The sequence below is a fragment of the Janthinobacterium sp. SUN026 genome (assembly GCF_030397625.1).
Classification (GTDB): domain Bacteria; phylum Pseudomonadota; class Gammaproteobacteria; order Burkholderiales; family Burkholderiaceae_D; genus Janthinobacterium; species Janthinobacterium kumbetense.
The window spans coordinates 808206-825440 of the sequence record NZ_JAPQNU010000002.1 but is presented as its reverse complement, the minus strand read 5'-3'; the positions used below and the strand labels follow the sequence as shown (position 1 = coordinate 825440).

At 61.3% G+C, this 17235-nt stretch carries 16 protein-coding genes; 7 read left to right on the top strand and 9 right to left on the bottom strand.

The genetic code is table 11. From position 1 onward, the window contains the following. Positions 1 to 49 precede the first annotated feature (49 nt). The 3 genes from OX459_RS13235 to OX459_RS13225 form a co-directional block, all read right to left on the bottom strand. Positions 50 to 1240: a class I SAM-dependent methyltransferase gene (locus OX459_RS13235; RefSeq protein WP_289905374.1), complete on the bottom strand. Its 1191-nt coding sequence runs from the start codon at positions 1238 to 1240 to the stop codon at positions 50 to 52. Continuing rightward, positions 1237 to 2049, bottom strand: a complete 813-nt coding sequence (locus OX459_RS13230) for a phytanoyl-CoA dioxygenase family protein (RefSeq protein ID WP_289905373.1) — start codon at positions 2047 to 2049, stop codon at positions 1237 to 1239. Before OX459_RS13230 ends, OX459_RS13235 begins: the two co-directional genes overlap by 4 nt. Before the next feature lie 106 nt (positions 2050 to 2155). After that, positions 2156 to 2722, bottom strand: coding sequence for a LuxR C-terminal-related transcriptional regulator (locus OX459_RS13225; protein ID WP_166450196.1), 567 nt, complete (start codon positions 2720 to 2722; stop codon positions 2156 to 2158). Positions 2723 to 2869: 147 nt separating this feature from the next. On the opposite strand from OX459_RS13225, the gene OX459_RS13220 reads away from it, so the two are divergent. Together OX459_RS13220 and OX459_RS13215 are read left to right on the top strand one after the other, a co-directional pair. After that, complete coding sequence (locus OX459_RS13220; protein ID WP_077403224.1) at positions 2870 to 3571, top strand: CoA transferase subunit A; 702 nt, start codon at positions 2870 to 2872, stop codon at positions 3569 to 3571. Positions 3572 to 3592: 21 nt separating this feature from the next. Continuing rightward, positions 3593 to 4243 carry a CoA transferase subunit B gene (locus OX459_RS13215; protein WP_251349161.1) on the top strand — a complete coding sequence of 217 codons (651 nt, stop codon included), beginning with the start codon at positions 3593 to 3595 and terminating at the stop codon, positions 4241 to 4243. A 53-nt stretch (positions 4244 to 4296) separates the two neighbouring features. Here OX459_RS13215 and OX459_RS13210 read toward each other — a convergent pair whose 3' ends face one another. Next, complete coding sequence (locus OX459_RS13210; RefSeq protein ID WP_289905372.1) at positions 4297 to 4707, bottom strand: DoxX family protein; 411 nt, start codon at positions 4705 to 4707, stop codon at positions 4297 to 4299. 237 nt (positions 4708 to 4944) lie between these two features. Next, positions 4945 to 6282 carry a dicarboxylate/amino acid:cation symporter gene (locus tag OX459_RS13205; RefSeq protein WP_289905371.1) on the bottom strand — a complete coding sequence of 446 codons (1338 nt, stop codon included), beginning with the start codon at positions 6280 to 6282 and terminating at the stop codon, positions 4945 to 4947. A 338-nt stretch (positions 6283 to 6620) separates the two neighbouring features. Here OX459_RS13205 and OX459_RS13200 point away from each other — a divergent pair, with 338 nt between their 5' ends. Genes OX459_RS13200 through OX459_RS13190 form a run of 3 tightly spaced genes read left to right on the top strand, consistent with a single transcriptional unit; the run spans position 6621 to position 10184 of the window. Next, positions 6621 to 7502, top strand: coding sequence for an alpha/beta hydrolase (locus tag OX459_RS13200; protein ID WP_077403235.1), 882 nt, complete (start codon positions 6621 to 6623; stop codon positions 7500 to 7502). A 39-nt stretch (positions 7503 to 7541) separates the two neighbouring features. Continuing rightward, positions 7542 to 7892 carry a RidA family protein gene (locus OX459_RS13195; protein ID WP_034784210.1) on the top strand — a complete coding sequence of 117 codons (351 nt, stop codon included), beginning with the start codon at positions 7542 to 7544 and terminating at the stop codon, positions 7890 to 7892. Between the two features lie 39 nt (positions 7893 to 7931). After that, entirely contained in the window at positions 7932 to 10184 is a 2253-nt protein-coding gene (locus OX459_RS13190) for a bifunctional (p)ppGpp synthetase/guanosine-3',5'-bis(diphosphate) 3'-pyrophosphohydrolase (RefSeq protein WP_099664369.1), read from the top strand. A 41-nt stretch (positions 10185 to 10225) separates the two neighbouring features. On the opposite strand, the gene OX459_RS13185 is transcribed toward OX459_RS13190, so the two are convergent. The 3 genes from OX459_RS13185 to OX459_RS13175 all read right to left on the bottom strand — a co-directional run bounded on the left by OX459_RS13185 (position 10226) and on the right by OX459_RS13175 (position 12824). Then, entirely contained in the window at positions 10226 to 11176 is a 951-nt protein-coding gene (locus OX459_RS13185; RefSeq protein ID WP_289905370.1) for a cation diffusion facilitator family transporter, read from the bottom strand. Positions 11177 to 11292: 116 nt separating this feature from the next. Then, positions 11293 to 12168: a pirin family protein gene (locus OX459_RS13180; protein WP_289905369.1), complete on the bottom strand. Its 876-nt coding sequence runs from the start codon at positions 12166 to 12168 to the stop codon at positions 11293 to 11295. Positions 12169 to 12224: 56 nt separating this feature from the next. Further along, positions 12225 to 12824 (bottom strand): NAD(P)H-dependent oxidoreductase, encoded by a 600-nt coding sequence (locus OX459_RS13175; protein ID WP_289905368.1) that lies wholly within the window; start codon positions 12822 to 12824, stop codon positions 12225 to 12227. 124 nt (positions 12825 to 12948) lie between these two features. Between OX459_RS13175 and OX459_RS13170 the strand changes: the two genes are divergently transcribed. After that, positions 12949 to 13854: a LysR family transcriptional regulator gene (locus OX459_RS13170; protein ID WP_077403254.1), complete on the top strand. Its 906-nt coding sequence runs from the start codon at positions 12949 to 12951 to the stop codon at positions 13852 to 13854. A 17-nt stretch (positions 13855 to 13871) separates the two neighbouring features. Here OX459_RS13170 and asd read toward each other — a convergent pair whose 3' ends face one another. Next, positions 13872 to 14720 (bottom strand): archaetidylserine decarboxylase, encoded by an 849-nt coding sequence (gene asd, locus OX459_RS13165; RefSeq protein ID WP_289905367.1) that lies wholly within the window; start codon positions 14718 to 14720, stop codon positions 13872 to 13874. A gap of 284 nt (positions 14721 to 15004) precedes the next feature. Between asd and OX459_RS13160 the strand changes: the two genes are divergently transcribed. After that, positions 15005 to 17188, top strand: coding sequence for a TonB-dependent receptor (locus OX459_RS13160; protein WP_289905366.1), 2184 nt, complete (start codon positions 15005 to 15007; stop codon positions 17186 to 17188). The last annotated feature ends 47 nt before the right edge of the window (positions 17189 to 17235 follow it).

Genomic DNA, 17235 nt, shown 5'->3' with positions numbered 1-17235 from the left:
GTTGCCGGAGCCGCCTATCGCAGCCGCAGTTGCTTGCGCAGTTGCTAATTTAATCAATTGATACGGTAAAGAACTCGGCTTCCGGATAGCTCGCGCTGGCTTTGGCCTGGATAATCGCCTGTACTGCCGAGTAGGTGGAGCCGCATACCAGCAAGATGCTGTGTGGCGGCGCTGCATCAGCCCGTGCGGCAGCTTCGCGCTGGACCGGGATGCCCAGGAAATCCTCGCCCGGATAGCGTGTATCCAGGATGCCTTTCACGCGATGGCGTTCGGCACCCAGCTTGTCCAGCGCTTCGGCCATGAAGGCGGACAGTCCCCAGCACCAGATTTCCTGGTCTTTTGGCGCGGACAATATTTTCTGCCGCAGCCGCTCCGCAATGACATCGAAATGATCGTTGTAGTTCAGTACGGCATTGCTCAGCTGTGGACGGGGAGTGCACAGCACGCGGATGGCTGGCATGCGCGGCGCGCCCTGGGTTTCGAAGGCGATGACGCGGAAACCCGCCTTGTGCACCATGTCCAGCAGGGAACGGTCGGTAAAGTAGTGGTAGTGTTCCAGGCAATTCAATGAGAATTTGAGGGTGCTGGCCGGATGTGCCGTGCCAAAATCGGGCACTTCGATATAGACCAGGCTGTTGCTGAAACGGTGCAGTTCCTGCAGCAGCGCGCCGGGATCGTTCAGGTGCTCGACGACGTGGGACAGCAGGAACAGGTTTTTGTCATGCAACTGCTCCTCCAGCCGTTGCGCAATCCTGGCGCCATCCACATTCAAATCCATTTTCACGAAATCGAGCGAGGGGAAGGCGACGCGGTCGACAAAGTCCATGACGGTCGCGCGCGGGCGATCCAGCGCCTGCCGGGCCTGCTCAGCCAGTTCGCCAGGGCCGCCGCCAAATTCCACAATCGTGCCATTGACCTGCGTCAAGTCGGCTGCATTTTGTATGAAGGCAAAGCGCACGTCTCCGGCCGAGTGATCGGTTGGAATGGCGACATTCGAGTTGTACAGTACCTCGGCGGGAATGCTGTGTGTCAGCCGGCCATGCCCGCAATCCTGGCACAGATATTGTGCCAGTTCGGTGGCCGGATGCAACAGGCTGGCGTGCATCGCGCAGGAGGCATTCGTGACCGCCTGCATCGGGCCATGGCAAATCGGGCATGCGTGAGCACTTGTGGATGGCATATTGTCAACTTTAAAGAGGGTATTGAGGGAGGGGGGCAATGCGGCCAGGTGGCGCGTCAATGCCCCGCGTGCAGGGCCTCGGCACGCTCTTTTTCATACTTGATAATCTTGAGGACGCGCGAATTGACGAAATAGCGGATGTAGTTCACGGGCGAATAGAAGATGTCCGTCTGCCATTCGCCGCACAGCAGTTCCTTGCCCGTGGGGTCATCGGCCGCCTGCACGATGGTATCGGCCAGGATGCGGTCGATGCCGGAGGTGTTCGGGCCGGATTCGTGCCACAGGGAACTGTGCATGATGACAAAATCGCCTGGCTGTAGTTCCGGCGTGACCGTGGGCCACTGCACGTCGAATTTCTCCGGGTTGATTTCACCGGCATCGCCGAGAAAACCGAGTTGATGCGAGCCGACATGGAATGTCATGCCGCCATTGTCGCGGTTTGCCTTGCTGAGCGGCACGAACAGGCTGCATTTGTTGAGGTTGCCCACATGGTAGCAACTGTCCTGATGCAAGAACACCTTGCCCGTGCTGAAGCGATCCTTGATGACAAAGCGATGGTTGTACAGTGCGATATGCTCGCCCAGTACTTGCCGCATGGTTTCCGCGAAAACAGGGTGCCGGTACATGGTCGCCAGTGGCGGCGGCAACTGTTCCGATAGTGCAACAGGATTGGCCTGGTTCACATCGCGGCTTTCCTGCAGCTGCGTTGCCTGGAATTCCAGCCAGCTTGCTTGCCATTGCTCAATCGCATCCGCAGGGATCGCATTGCGCATGATAAATACGCCTGCCTTGCGGAAGATGTCGGGGTTGAAAACGGGGCCAGACAGTTGATCGAGGATGGCGGTCGTGGGGACGGAAATTTTTTTCATTGGAACGACTTGAATAGGCAAGCCTGAGAGGCAGGGTTTGCTGACTCTTCATCATAACTTGTATTTTTCCTGTGGGCAACGTTTGCTGCTCGCTTTGAGCCCGTCCCTAGCGCTGCAGCTGCAAGCCCACCAGCTTGTGCACCAGTTCGGACGACGTGGAGGCGGCGAACTTGCGCATCAGCTTGGCGCGGTGCATTTCCACCGTGCGGGGGCTGAGGTCGATCTGGCGGGCGATGACCTTGCTCGTCTTGCCTTCCACCAGCAGGGCGGCGATTTCGCGCTCGCGCGGCGTCAGTTCAGCCGTCACGGGACGTTTCTCGCTGACATCCTCGAACGTCCAGATGCCCGGCCCCAGCGGTTCCCGCGGCAGCATGGCGTGGCCCGTGACGTGGCACCAGAACAATTCTCCATTACTGCGGCGCATGATGCGTTCGTCCGAATAGCGGCCCTTGGCGTTCATGATGGGGATGATGCGGTCACCGGTGCGCAGGAATTCGTCGTGCGTGGGGTAGAGTACTTCGAACGACTGGTCGTCCAGCTGGGCGCGCGCATAGCCGAACATGGCCGCCAGCGCTTCGTTGCAGCTGCGCATGATGCGGTTTTCCGACATGCACATGCCCACGGGCGCGTGCAGGAAGATACTTTCATAATCGATGGCTGACGCGGCGTTCATCTGATACGTATCACTCTCACAGGGGGATTGCCGGCACGGCGCCGGTAGTTCTACGGTATTGTACTTTCCACTCGCGTATTTTATGCTGAGTCGCTGCCTGAGTCATGGACTCAAGACCAAAGCTTAACAAAAGATAGAGGGACACCCATGAATAAAGTTTATCCTGACGCCGCCTCGGCGCTGGCCGGTATCGTCCAAGATGGCCAGACCATCGCCGTTGGCGGCTTCGGCCTGTGCGGCATACCCGAAGCCCTGATCGGCGCCTTGCGCGATTCGGGCGTGACGGGCCTGACGGCCATTTCGAATAACGCCGGCGTCGACGGCTTCGGCCTGGGCCAGTTGCTGACCACGCGCCAGATCAAGAAAATGATCGCCTCCTATGTGGGCGAAAACAAGGAATTCGCGCGCCAGTACCTGGCCGGCGAACTGGAACTGGAATTCACGCCGCAAGGCACCCTGGCCGAGAAGCTGCGCGCCGGCGGCGCCGGCATTCCCGCCTTCTTCACCAAGACGGGCGTGGGCACCATCGTCGCCGACGGCAAGGAGCTGCGCGAATTCGACGGCGAACAATACGTGATGGAGCGCAGCCTCGTGGCCGATGTGTCGCTGGTGAAAGCCTACATGGCCGACCGCGCGGGCAATTTGGTCTACCGCAAGACGGCGCGCAATTTCAACCCGAACGTGGCCATGGCGGGCAAGATCACCATCGTCGAAGTGGAAAAACTGGTCGAAGTGGGCGAGATCGACCCGGACCAGGTGCATACCCCCAGCATCTTCGTGCACCGCATCGTGGTCAACGCGAACCCGGAAAAACGCATCGAGCAGCGCACCGTGCGCGCCGAAGCATAAAAATAGAATACGGAGATTATTATGGCTTGGACACGTGACGAAATGGCCGCGCGCGCGGCGAAAGAATTGCAGGATGGCTTTTATGTGAACCTGGGCATCGGCTTGCCGACCCTGGTGGCGAACTATGTGCCGGAAAATATCGAAGTGTTCCTGCAGTCGGAAAACGGCTTGCTGGGCATCGGCCCGTTTCCCACGGACGAGGAAGTCGATGCCGACCTGATCAATGCCGGCAAGCAAACGGTGACGGCCTTGCCGGGCGCAGCCTACTTCAGCTCGGCCGATTCCTTCGGCATGATTCGTGGCGGCAAGATCAACCTGGCCATCCTGGGCGCCATGCAAGTGTCGGAAAAGGGCGACCTGGCGAACTGGATGATCCCAGGCAAGATGGTCAAGGGCATGGGCGGCGCGATGGACCTCGTCGCCGGCGTCAAGAGAGTCGTCGTGCTGATGGAACACGTGGCCACGGCCAAGGATGGCACGACGTCGCACAAGCTGCTGAAACAGTGCGACTTGCCGTTGACGGGCGTGGGCGTGGTCGACGTCATCATCAGCGACCTCGGCGTGATCGACGTGACGGAAAACGGCCTGAAGCTGGTGGAACTGGCGCCGGGCGTGACCAAGGAGCAGGTACAGGCGGCCACGGGCGCTGAACTGGACGTTTCCGCCGTATAAAACGGATCGTCGAAGGCAATGAAAGGGCGGACAGCGATGTCCGCCCTTTTTTTTTATGCGCCTGCCTTGCCGCGCAAGCCGTCCAGGCTGTAGGCGCCGGCGCCTGCCACTGCGAAATACAGGAAGGTGAAGCAATACATGACGGCCATTTCGCCGCCGTTCAGGATCGGCAGGAAACCGGCAGGCGCATGCGCCATGAAGTAGGCGGCCGCCATCTGGCCCGACAGGATGAAGGCGACGGGGCGCGTGAACAGGCCCACCAGCAGCAAGCTGCCGCCGACGAGCTCGATGACGCCGGCCGCGCCCATCACGGACAACAATTGCAAGCCGTCGAACATGGCCACGTGCGGCGCGCCGAACAGTTTGGCCGTGCCGTGTTGCAGGAAGAGGAAGCCGAGGATGATGCGCTGCAGGCCCAGCAGGCGTGGGTTCCAGGTGGCGTAGAAGGCGGGCGAGAGGGACATGACGTACTCCATTCAAAGGTGAGGATGGTTCGGTGTCAGGCTTGCATTAACGCAATGTCATTATGCGGGAACCAGGTGGCGAACAGGTGACAGTACTGTAATGGTTTTTTATTCATTGATCATCCAATGAAATATTGATGCATGATTTACTGTTTGTTGATCATGCCGGCAAAAGCCTGCGCGCATGAAAAAAGCCCCGCAGATCGCTCTGCGGGGCTTTTCAATGAAGCGTACGGCTTACTTGACGATATTCACGGTCGGGGCGACATAGGCGTCGTCGGTCGGGTGGGTTGGATGGGCCAGCTCGCTATGCAGCTTGTCCATGTCCAGTTCTTTTTCCCATTTCGACACGACGATGGTGGCCACGCCGTTGCCGACGAAATTGGTCAGCGCGCGGCATTCGCTCATGAAGCGGTCGATGCCCAGGATCAGCGCCATGCCGGCCACGGGGATGGTCGGCACCACGGCCAGGGTGGCGGCCAGGGTGATGAAGCCGGCGCCCGTGATGCCGGACGCGCCTTTCGAGGTCAGCATCGCCACGCCCAGGATGGTCAGTTCCTGCCAGATGGTCAGTTCCGTGTTGGTGGCTTGCGCCACGAACAGGGCAGCCATGGTCATGTAGATATTGGTGCCGTCCAGGTTGAACGAGTAGCCGGTAGGCACGACCAGGCCGACGACTGGCTTGGAGCAACCGAGGCGCTCGAGTTTTTTCATCAGGGCCGGCAGGGCCGATTCCGACGAGCTGGTACCGAGCACGATCAGCAGTTCTTCCTTGATGTACAACAAGAAGCGGCCGATGGAGAAGCCCGTGTACTTGGCGATCAGGCCCAGCACGACGAAGACGAACAGGAAGCAGGTCAGGTAGAAGGAACCCATCAGTTTCGCCAGCGGGATCAGCGAAGCCAGGCCGTATTTACCGATGGTAAAGGCCATCGCGCCGAACGCGCCGATGGGGGCGACTTTCATGATGATGTTGACCATGCCGAAGATGGCATGCGACAGCTCGTCGATCAGCTTGGTGACGGGACGGCCGCGCTCGCCCAGCAGGGACAGCGAAAAGCCGAACAGGATGGCGATCAGCAGCACTTGCAGGATGTCGCCCTTGGCGAAGGCGTCGACGAAGGTCTTCGGGATGATATTCATCAGGAAGTCGACGGTGCTCATGCCTTCGGCGTGCGTGTATTGCGCGATCGACTTGGCGTCCAGGTGGGCCGGATCGGCGTTGAAGCCGGCGCCCGGTTTGAGGATGTTAGCAACCAGCAAGCCGATGGCCAGCGCGAAGGTGGAGACCACTTCGAAGTACAGCAGCGCCTTGCCGCCCACGCGGCCGATTTTCTTCACATCCTGCATGCCGGCGATGCCGGAGACCACGGTACAGAAGATCACCGGGGCGATGATCATCTTGATCAGTTTGATAAAGCCGTCGCCCAGCGGTTTCATGTCGACGGCGTTCGTTGGGTAGAACACCCCCAGCAGCACGCCAGCCACGATGGCGAACAGCACCTGTACGTACAGGATTTTATAGAATGGTTTTTTCACGAGTGGTCTCCTCTTGCGGGTTGATGCTGCGATCATCCGCCCATTGCCAGGCAGGCTCAATTGTGGATAACCGCAGATATGCATTTTCGCTATATCGGGTATTGCGCCATGGCGGACGTGCTGCGCCGCAGCATTTCAGGCGCGCGCTTGGAGCATTGCCCGCGCTGCGCTACACTGCCGTAGCGTCGCGCGCGAGGCAACCGGCAAATCGCCGGTTTCTTTGTTTTTTACTACCAAATAACGACGCCGGACAAAACCGTAGCGAGCGGAAGGGAGTTGTGGCCGAGAAGCGCAACCGTACTTTGGTACGGTGAGCATCGCAGGCCGCAACCACCGACGCGCAGTAGGTTTTCTCCGGTGTTATAAGGAATCGCATGATCGAAGCGAGCATCAAGTCAGTGCAATGTATCTCCCCCGCAGGCTTGCACACCATGTCGTATAAAGAGTGGGGCGCGGCGGACAATCCGAACGTGCTCGTCTGCGCCCATGGCGTGACGCGCGTGGCGGACGACTTCGACAACCTGGCGCGCGCCATGGCCAGCGATTACCGCGTGATCTGCCCCGACGTGGTGGGGCGCGGGCGCTCGGGCTGGCTGGCCAACCCGCAGTTTTACCGCGTGCCGCAATATGTGAGCGACATGGTGACCCTGCTGGCGCGCGTGCTGGCCAATGGCGAGCGCCAGACGGTGGACTGGTTCGGCACCTCGATGGGCGGCTTGATCGGCCTGGGCCTGGCATCGTTGCCGGACAGCCCGATCAGCAAGCTGGTCTTGAACGATATCGGCCCGACACTGGCGCCGGAAGCCTTGCAGCGCATCGGCGACTACATCGGCCAGGACCTGCGTTTCGAGACATTCGAGCAAGGCGCCAGGTTCGTGCGCGACGTGTCCGCCAGCTTCGGCCCGCACACGGACGCGGAATGGCATAAACTGGCGGTGGATGTGTTGCGCCAGGATAAGGATGGCCACTGGCGCCGCCACTATGATATGGGACTGGCCATGCCGTTCCGCTCGGCCACGCCGGAATCGGCGGCCAGCGACGAAGCCATGCTGTGGGCCGCGTATGATGCCGTGCGCTGCCCCACCTTGCTGGTGCGGGGCTCGGAATCCGATCTGCTGTCGCACGAGACGGCCACGCTCATGCTGGGCCGCGGCCCGAAGGCGGAACTGGTGGAAATCGCCGGCGTCGGCCATGCGCCCACGTTCGTGCACGACGACCAGATCGCCATCGCCCGCAAGTTTTTGCTGGGCAAGTAATACCGCTGTACAGATTTTGAAACAACCGAAAGAAGAAGCATGGAAATTACACGACTGCACGTAGGCAAACGCCTCTCCGAAGTAGCCATACACAACAACACCATCTACCTGGCTGGCCAGATCGCGGAAGACACCACGCAAGGCATCGTCGGCCAGACGCGCGAAGTGCTCGGTCACGTCGACCGTCTGCTGATGGAAGCGGGCAGCGACAAGACTTGCATCCTGTCGTGCCAGATCTACATCGCCGACATGAAAGATTTTCCCGGCATGAATGAAGTGTGGGATGACTGGGTGGCTTCCGGCCACACGCCGCCGCGCGCCACGGTGGAAGCGAAGCTGGCCAATCCGGCTTGCCTGGTGGAAATCGTCATCATCGCTGCAGAGCGTTAAGTTATTAAGTTGTTGAGTTATTAAGTTTAAAGGTATTACATGGTTTCCATCTCGGCCCCGAATAGCGTCACCTCGGAACAACTGGTAGAGGGCTTGAGTGCGCCGGACAGCGCGCGCGTGCTGGACGCGCTCGCGTATGCCACCGAAGCGTATGGCGACAAGCTGACCTTTGCCGGCCGCTCCGCGCTGGAGTTCGCCCTCGGCGTGGCCACCACGCTCGCTTTCTTGCGCAGCGATGCGGAAACGCGCATCGCCGGCCTGATGTTCGAGCTGACCCTGCTGGAACCCGACACGGCGGCCGATATCGAGCCGCGCTTCGGCAAGCAGGTGTGCGACCTGGCGACAGGCGTGCGCCAGCTGATCCGTTTGCGCGCGCTGACCCAGGCGCAGCACGGCAGCGCTGGCGGGCGCGGCAAGAATGCGGCGCAGCAAGCCGTGGCCCAGGTGGAAACCCTGCGCAAGATGTTGCTGGCAATGGCGTCCGACATGCGCGTCGTGCTGGTGCGCCTGGCTTCGTGCGTGACGACCTTGCGTTACTTTGCCGAGTTGAAATTGTTCAATGAAATGACGCGCGAGTATGGCAAGGAAACCCTGGACTTGTACGCGCCGCTGGCCAACCGCCTCGGTATCTGGCAGCTGAAGTGGGAACTGGAAGATTTGTCGTTCCGCTTCATCGAGCCGGAAGCGTATAAACGCATCGCCAAGATGCTGGAAGAAAAGCGCATGATGCGCGAGGGTTTTGTTTCCTCGGCGATCTTGCGCCTGCAGACGGAGCTGGCCTCGGCCGGTATCCAGGCGGAAGTGTTTGGCCGCCCGAAACACATTTACAGCATCTGGAACAAGATGCGCGGCAAGGAGCTGGACTTTACGGCCCTGTACGACGTGCGCGCCTTCCGCGTCATCGTTGCCGACGTGAAAACTTGCTACACGGTGCTGGGCGTGGTCCACAATATCTGGACCCCCATCCCGAAAGAATTCGACGATTACATTTCGCGGCCGAAACCCAACGGTTACCAGTCGCTGCACACGGTGGTGACGGCCGAGGATGGCCGTCCGCTGGAAGTGCAAATCCGCACCAATGAAATGCACAGCTTTGCCGAGTACGGCGTGGCCGCGCACTGGCGCTACAAGGAAGAGGGCGGCTCGAACTTTGCCGGCCAGAAATACGACGAAAAGATCGCCTGGCTGCGCCAGTTGCTGGCGTGGAAAACCGAGGTGGCCGACGCCGTCGTGGGCCAAGAAGAAATCCAGCGCGAATGGGTGGAAAAGCTGAAATCGGCCACCCTGGACGACCGCATCTTCGTTATGACGCCGCAGGCGCGGGTGCTGGAATTGCCCGTGGGCGCCACGCCCGTCGATTTTGCGTATCACTTGCATACGGACGTGGGCCACCGCTGCCGTGGCGCCAAGGTCGACGGCATCATGGTGCCGTTGAATACGCAATTGAAGAATGGCCAGACCTGCGAAATCATCACGGCCAAGGGCGCGCCGGGCACGGCGGGGCCGTCGCGCGACTGGCTCAGCGCCGGCTACGCCGTCAGCACGCGCACGCGTTCGAAGATCCGCGCCTGGTTCCACGCCATCGACATGCAGGAAACCCTGGCCCATGGCCGCGCGCTGGTGGAAAAGTCCCTGCAGCGCGAAGGCAAGACGGCCGTCAACCTCGAAGCGCTGGCGCAAAAGCTGGGCTTTGCGAAAGTCGACGAACTGTTCCTGTCGGTGGGCAAGGATGAATTCAGCCTGCGCCACGTGGAGCAGGCGCTGCACGACAATGGTGAAGTGGTGGTGCCGGAAGACGCCGTGCTGGTGGGCAAGAGCCGCGCGTCCAGCGTGGAGCAGGGTGCCAAGTCCGGCGTGCTGGTGGTGGGCACGGAAGGCCTCATGACGGTGCTGGCCAAGTGCTGCAAGCCGGCGCCGCCGGACAGCATCGTCGGTTTCGTGACGCGCGGCAAGGGCGTCTCCATCCACCGCGCCACGTGCAAGAACTTCGAGGAAATGCGCGCCAAATCGCCCGAGCGCGTGATCTTCACGGAATGGGGCAGCACGGGCGGGCACGATACCGTGTATCCGGTCGACATTTTCATCCTGGCCGGCGACCGCCAGGGCTTGCTGCGCGACATCTCCGAAATCTTTTCGCGCGAAAAGATCAACGTGATCGGCGTCAACACCCAAAGCGCCAAGGGCCAGGCCCGCATGACGTTTACGGCCGAAATCAGCTCGACGGCGCAGTTATTAAAAGCGCTGAATGTGATCAAGGACGTCAGCGGCGTGCTGGAAGCAAGAAGAAGTTAATTTATCCGTGGGAATCCGGCCTGGATTCCCACGTTTCCCTGTCAATGCGTCTTGTCGCTCGCATGCAGCCCCGCCATCGTGGCCGTCTCCGGCTGCAAAGTAATGTGGTCGATGCCATGCTTACTCAATAACATTTTCTTGATCGCGCGCAATACCTTCGGCCAATGGTCGAGGTGCTCGATTTCCACGTGGCCGATCAGGGCCGGCTGGCCCGGCGACATGTCCCACACGTGTAAATCGTGCACGGCAATCACGCCATCCACTTGTTCCACGTCCGCGCCCACCTGGATGTAGTCGATATGCATGGGCACGCCTTCCATCAGGAAATGGTAGGACTCGCGCAGCACGCCGAATGTCGACTTTAAAATCAGCAGCGACACCAGTACGGACAGCAGCGGGTCGATCTGCATCCAGCCCGTGAAGTAAATCACGGCGCCGGCGACGATGGCGGCGACCGAGCCCAGCAAATCGCCCATCACGTGCACGAGGGCGGCGCGCGTGTTCACGCTTTGCTTGTCTTTCGATAATACCCACGCCACCACCACGTTGATCGCCAGGCCGATGAAGGCGACGATGAAGACCATGCCGCCCTTCACGGGTTGCGGGGAGGAAAAGCGCAGCGCCGCTTCGTAGCAGATCCAGCCCACCACGCACAGCATGGCCAGGCCGTTGACGAAGGCGGCCAGCGCCTCGGCGCGGCCAAAGCCGAACGAGTGGCGTGGCGAAGGAGGGCGGCGCGCGATCAGTTGCGCCAGCAGTGCCAGGCCCAGCGCGGCCGCGTCCGTGACCATGTGGCCCGCGTCGGAAATCAGGGCCAGCGAATTGGACAGGAAGCCGGCCGCCACTTCGATGCCGGCAAATGACAGGGTCAGCCCCAGTGCCCACGCGAGGATACTCTGGCTGCGCCCCTCGAACGAGTGGGTGTGCTTGGCATCGCCCTTCAGGTGGGCGTGCAAATGGGTGGCGTCGTGTTCGGTGTGCGTCGGCTGCATGGAATGCTTTGTGGAATGATGTTGCCGCCAGTGTAATTGAAAAGCAACAATATAGTCGGCACGAAAAAAAACCTGCAAGCCCGGAGGACTGCAGGTTTTTGATGGAACAGGCAACTTTATTGCGCCGCCGTCTCGCCAAACTTGCCTTCACGGAAATCCTGTACGGCCTGGAACACTTCTGCCTGGGTATTCATGACAAACGGGCCATATTGCGCGATCGGTTCGTTCAAGGGCTGGCCGGCGACGAGGATCACGCGGCCGCCTTCGGGCGCCTCGATGCGCACGCCGTCGGACCCTGGCGTGTTGGCGAAAATCGCCATGCGCAGGGCGGGCACGGCCTTGCCATCGACCTGCACTTCGCCACGGAAGGTGTACAGGAAGGCATTATGGCCTGGCGGCAAGGGCTGCTCGAAGCTGGCGCCGGCCGGCAAGTCGATGTCGAGGTACAGCGGTTCCGTCAGCTCGCGCTGCACGGCGCCCGTCACGCCATGGCTGGCGCCGGCGATCACTTGCACGGTCACGCCCGCGTCCGTCGTGTAGCGGGGGATTTCGCTGCTGTCGAAGTCGCGGTACCACGGCGTGCGCATCTTGTCGCGCGCGGGCAGGTTCAGCCACAGCTGAAAACCTTCCATCACGCCTTCTTCCTGTTCCGGCATTTCCGAGTGGATCACGCCGCTGCCGGCCGTCATCCATTGCACGCCGCCCGAGGTCAGCAAGCCTTCGTGGCCCGCGCTGTCCTTGTGGCGCATGCGTCCCGTGATCATGTACGACACGGTTTCGAAGCCGCGGTGCGGATGCTCGGGGAAGCCGGCGATATAGTCGTTCGGCTTGTCGCTGGCAAAGTTGTCGAGCATCAAGAACGGGTCGAGGCGGCGCTGCAGCTGCTGCGTCAGCACGCGGTTGATCTTCACGCCGGCGCCATCCATGACGGCCTGGCCGGCGATCACGCGCTCGACGGCGCGTGGCTTGTTGACGGTGGTGGTATCGCTCATTGTCTCTCCTCTAGGCCAGGACGGCGCCAGTGCGCCGCCCCTTTCACTGCTGGGAATTACACCAGGATCGCGTTGATCTCGGCGTCCGCCTGGGCTTGCGCCTTGGCCACGGCTTCCGGGCCCATGCCCATGCCTTCCGAATACACGTATTGCACGTCGGTCAGGCCCAGGAAGCCGAACATGGTGTTCAGGTAAGGCACCTGGCTATCGTTGGCGCTGTTGCGGTGCAAGCCGCCGCGGGACAGGCCCACGTAGACTTTCTTGCCGGTCAGCAAGCCCACAGGGCCGTTTTCCGTGTACTTGAAGGTGACGTTGGCGCGGGCAATCGCGTCGAACCAGCTTTTCAGTTGCACGGTGATGCCGAAGTTGTACATGGGGGCGCCGATGACGATCACGTCAGCTGCTTGCACTTGCGCAATTAGCGCATCATCGAGGGCGATGCGGGCCGCTTGCTCCGGCGTACGCTTGTCCGCTGGCGTGAACAGCGCTTGCAGGGTCGGCTCGTCGAGCACGGGGTGCGGGGCGGCGGCCAGGTCGCGGCGCACCAGGGCGGCGCCCGGGTTGGCGGCTTGTACGCGGGTAACGATGGCGTCAGCCAGGCGGGTCGAGGCGGAACCGGTGCTGCGGGCGCTGGAATTGATTTGCAGGATGTTCATCTTGTTTCTCCGTTGTGAGGTGTCTTGCGATGGATGAACTATAGCAATTCCAAAATTGATGCGGAAGCCGTTAAAATGGATAACATTAATCCACTAGTGGAACAATTGAACGTAAAGGTCAGTGATGGATATCGATCCCGGAGATTTGCTGCTGTTCGCCCGCGTCGTCGAATGCGGCAGTTTCTCGCGCGCCGCCGTGCGCGTGGACTTGCCCAAGTCGACCCTGTCGCGCCGCATCTCGCTGCTGGAAGCGAAATTGGGCGAACGGCTGCTGCTGCGCACCACGCGCAAGCTGGCGCTGACGGAATTCGGCGCCAGCCTGCTCGAGCATGCGCGCAAGGTGGTGGAAGAAACGGAGGCGGCCGGCGCGCTGGCCCAGCACCGCCAGGCAGGCCCCAGCGGCTTGCTGCGCATTTCCATGCCGGCCGATTTTGGCGACACGCTGATGCGCCAGGTGCTGGCCGAGTTCGTGCGCCGCTATCCGGCCATTTCGCTGGAACTGGACTTGTCGGCGCGCCGCGTGGATTTGCTGGAAGAGAACTTCGACCTGGCCATCCGCATGGGCAACTTGCCCGACGACGCCAGCCTGGCCGCGCGCCGCGTGGCCTTCAGCACCCTGGCGTTGTATGCCTCGCCGCAATATACGAGCGTGCACGGCTTGCCCGAGCATCCCGACGATCTGTATGGCCACGATTTATTGAGCTTGCCACGCGCCGTGCATGGCCTCGTGCACTGGACTTTGATCCGAGGCAAGACGACGTGGGAGCGGGACTTGCCCGTGCGCCTGCTGGCGAACTCGCCGGAATTGCTGGTGCGCATGGCGTGTACGGGCGTGGGCATCGCGGCCAGCACGGACCGCTTTGCCAAGGCGTATGTGGCGACGGGGGAACTGGTGCGGGTCTTGCCGGAATGGAGCTTTCCGCTCGTCACGGGCTGGGCCGTGTTTCCCGGCCGGCGCTTGATGCCGGCCAAGACGCGCGCATTTCTGGACTTGATGGAGGAAATGTACCGGACCGACGCGCCCGTCTAGGCGCGCGTCTTGCTGCCTTACTTGGGCAGGTTGCCCATGACTTCGCCCAACTGCACGGGGCCGGCCGGTTGCCAGCTGACATTGAAATCGACCGTGTTTTTCGGGAACAGCATGACGACGGTGGAACCGAGCAGGAAGCGGCCCAGCTCGTCGCCTTGTTTCAGCACGACATTGTCGTTGGCATAGCTCCAGTCGCGAATTTCACCCGTGCGGGGCGGGTTGACGACGCCGTGCCAGACGGTAGCCATGCTGCCGACGATGGTGGCGCCCACCAGGGTCATGACGAAGGGGCCGTTGGCCGTGTCGAATACGCAAACGACGCGCTCGTTGCGGGCGAACAGGCCGGGAATGCCGCGCGCCGTCGTCGGGTTGACGGAAAACAGTTCACCGGGAACATAAATCATGCGCGTCAAGCGGCCATCGCAGGGCATGTGGATGCGGTGGTAGTCGCGCGGGCTCAGGTACAGATTGGCAAAGCTGCCGTGTTCGAACTGGGCCGCCAGGGCCGCATCGCCGCCGACCAGGGCCGTCGTGCTGAAATGGTGGCCCTTGGCCTGGAAGATCTGGTCCTTGTCGATCGTGCCGAACTGGCTGATGCGGCCATCGACGGGGCAGACGTAGTCCGCTTGCGCCAGCGGACGCGCGTCCGGGCGCAGCGCGCGCGTGAAAAAGTCGTTGAAGCTCGCGTAGTGCGTGATGTCCGGGTCCAGCGCCTCATCCATGTTGACGTTGTAGCGGCCGACGAACCAGCGGATCAGGCGCGTCGTCATGGCGCCGCCCTTGGCGCCGGCGATCCGGCCGGCAAAATTGGTCAACGCTCCCTTGGGCAGCAGATATTGAGGCAAAACGGCAAGACGGTCAGACACGATGGGAAGCCTTTGACGGGGTGATGGGAACAATGATGAAAACGCATTATAGCGGCGATGTGGCGCGCAATGATATGTACCGTATGCAAGGGGGCGTAGCGCAGCCGGCTACCGAATTTAATTTACCATAGGAAATATTTTCAGGAAACTGTGCCACGCGGGAAAAATTACAGCACAATACAGCGGCCTGTTTTTTAGCTTTTAGCCATTTTTATTCAGCCAACTTTTTTAGCCAGGTCATGATGCCACGCCGTTGCCTTCGCCTTACCGTCCTTTGTTCCTCCGTGTTACTTGCCTGGAATGTCCAGGCCCAGCAATCCGAAACGCCAGCCGCGGATGCCGCCGCTGCGCCGCTGAAGGCCGAGAAGGCCGAGAAATCCGCCGCTCCCGCCATGCAGACCGTGGAAGTGAAGGGCAGCGGCTACGATCCGCGCCGCGACGATACGGCCAGCAAGATGATCGTGGGCAGCGAGGAAATCCTCAAGTATGGCGACACGAATGTCACCGACGTGCTCAAGCGCTTGCCCGGCATTACCGTGTCCGGCGCGGCGGGGCGCTCGGGCGGCGAAATCCGCATGCGCGGGCTGGGCAGCGGCTACACGCAGATATTGCTCAACGGCGAGCGGGCGCCGGCCGGTTTTTCGCTCGACACCCTGTCGCCCGACGTGATCGAGCGCATCGAGATCTTGCATGCGGCCAGCGCCGAATACAGCACGCAGTCGATCGCCGGCACCATCAACGTGGTGCTGAAAAAGGCCGTCAAGACGGCGCAGCGCGACGTCAAGCTGGGCGTGGGGGGCGGGCGCGATGCGTTTTCCAGCAATGGCAACCTGCAATTGTCGGACAAGGATGGCATTTTTTCCTATTCGCTGGCGGCCTCCTTTTATCGCTACGACTATCACTATGCAAACCCGGCACGGGACCTGGGCTATGCGCCGGAAGGCCAGCAAAATCTGCTGCGCAGCAGCAAAGGCACGGGTGATGGCCGTTCGGAAGGCATCAATATGTCGCCGCGCCTGAACTGGGCTTTTGCCGGCGGCGACAATCTGACGGCGCAATTCTTCCTGAATGTGGGACGCAACGAAAGCCGTACGCACAGCCGTACCGACACGCTCATGGGCTTGCGGCCGGACTACGATACGAATGATAGCGACGGCGGCAACCATTATGTCTTTGGCCGTACGGACCTGACCTGGGTGCGCAAGCTCGATGGCGGCGCCAGGCTGGAGCTGGGACTGCGCGTAGGCCTGAGCAATAATTCCTCCGATAACCATCCGCTCGGCTATATCGATGGCGTGGGACTGGCGCTGGACCGTAGCGCGCGCGTGGATGCGTCGGAAAAGAGCGTGTCGTCCACCGGCAAGTATTCTTCGCCGCTCATCCCGGGCCATGCCTTGTCGATGGGCTGGGATGGCAGTTACGGCAAGCGGGATGAAGAGCGCTGGCAGCGTGAGCTGGCCTTGCCGGGCGGGCGCCCTCCGTTCAACGTCGATGAAGACTTCAATGCCGACATCAAGCGCCTGGCGCTGTATGCGCAGGATGAGTGGGAGATCACGCCGCGCTGGTCCATGTATGCGGGCGTGCGCTGGGAAGGCATCGATACGCGCAGTATCGGCAATACCTATGACGAGGTGCAGCAGCGCAGCAGCGTCTGGAGCCCGCTGCTGCAAACCTTGTGGAAATTGCCTGATACCAAGGGCGACCAGGTGCGCCTGGCCTTGACGCGCACCTACAAGGCGCCGGCCACTTCCAGCCTGATTCCACGCCGTATGATGTCGACGAACAATAGCCAGACCGAGCCTGACCGCGAAGGCAATCCGAACCTGAAGCCGGAGCTGGCGCTGGGCATCGACGCTTCCTACGAACATTACTGGGCCGAAGGTGCCTTGCTCAGCGCGCGGGCCTCGGCCCGCCGCATCGATGGCTACACGCGCCAGGGTTTGTTATATATCAATGAGCGCTGGGTATCGACGCCCGTCAACGACGGCCGCGCGAATACGCAGACACTGGAACTGGAAGCGAAGTTCCCGCTGCGCGCCGTGCTGGCCGCGCCCGTGCCGGCCATCGACTTGCGCGCCAGCGTCAGCCGCAACTGGTCGCAGGTGGAGCACGTGCCGGGACCGGACAACCGGCTCGACCAGCAAACCCCCGTCAGCGGCAACGTTGGCCTCGACTACAAGACGCCCGATGGCATGCTGACCACGGGCGGCAGTTTCAATTTCCGCAATGGCGGCCCCGTGCGCATCACGGAGCGTCAGAGCGCCTACACGTCGCCGCGGCGCGATCTCGACATTTATGCGCTGTGGAAATTCGATGCGAAGAACCAGTTGCGCCTGGCCGTGTCGAATTTGCTGGCGCAGGATTTTGAAAGCACCACCACGTATGCGGATGCCAGCGGCACGATCGTGCGCAACAACATTTCGCCGAGTTCGCCGCAGGCGCGCGCGACCATGGAAATGAAGTTCTGATGGCGATGTTTTAGTCGTGAAACCCCGGCCGGCATCCCCGCTGGCCT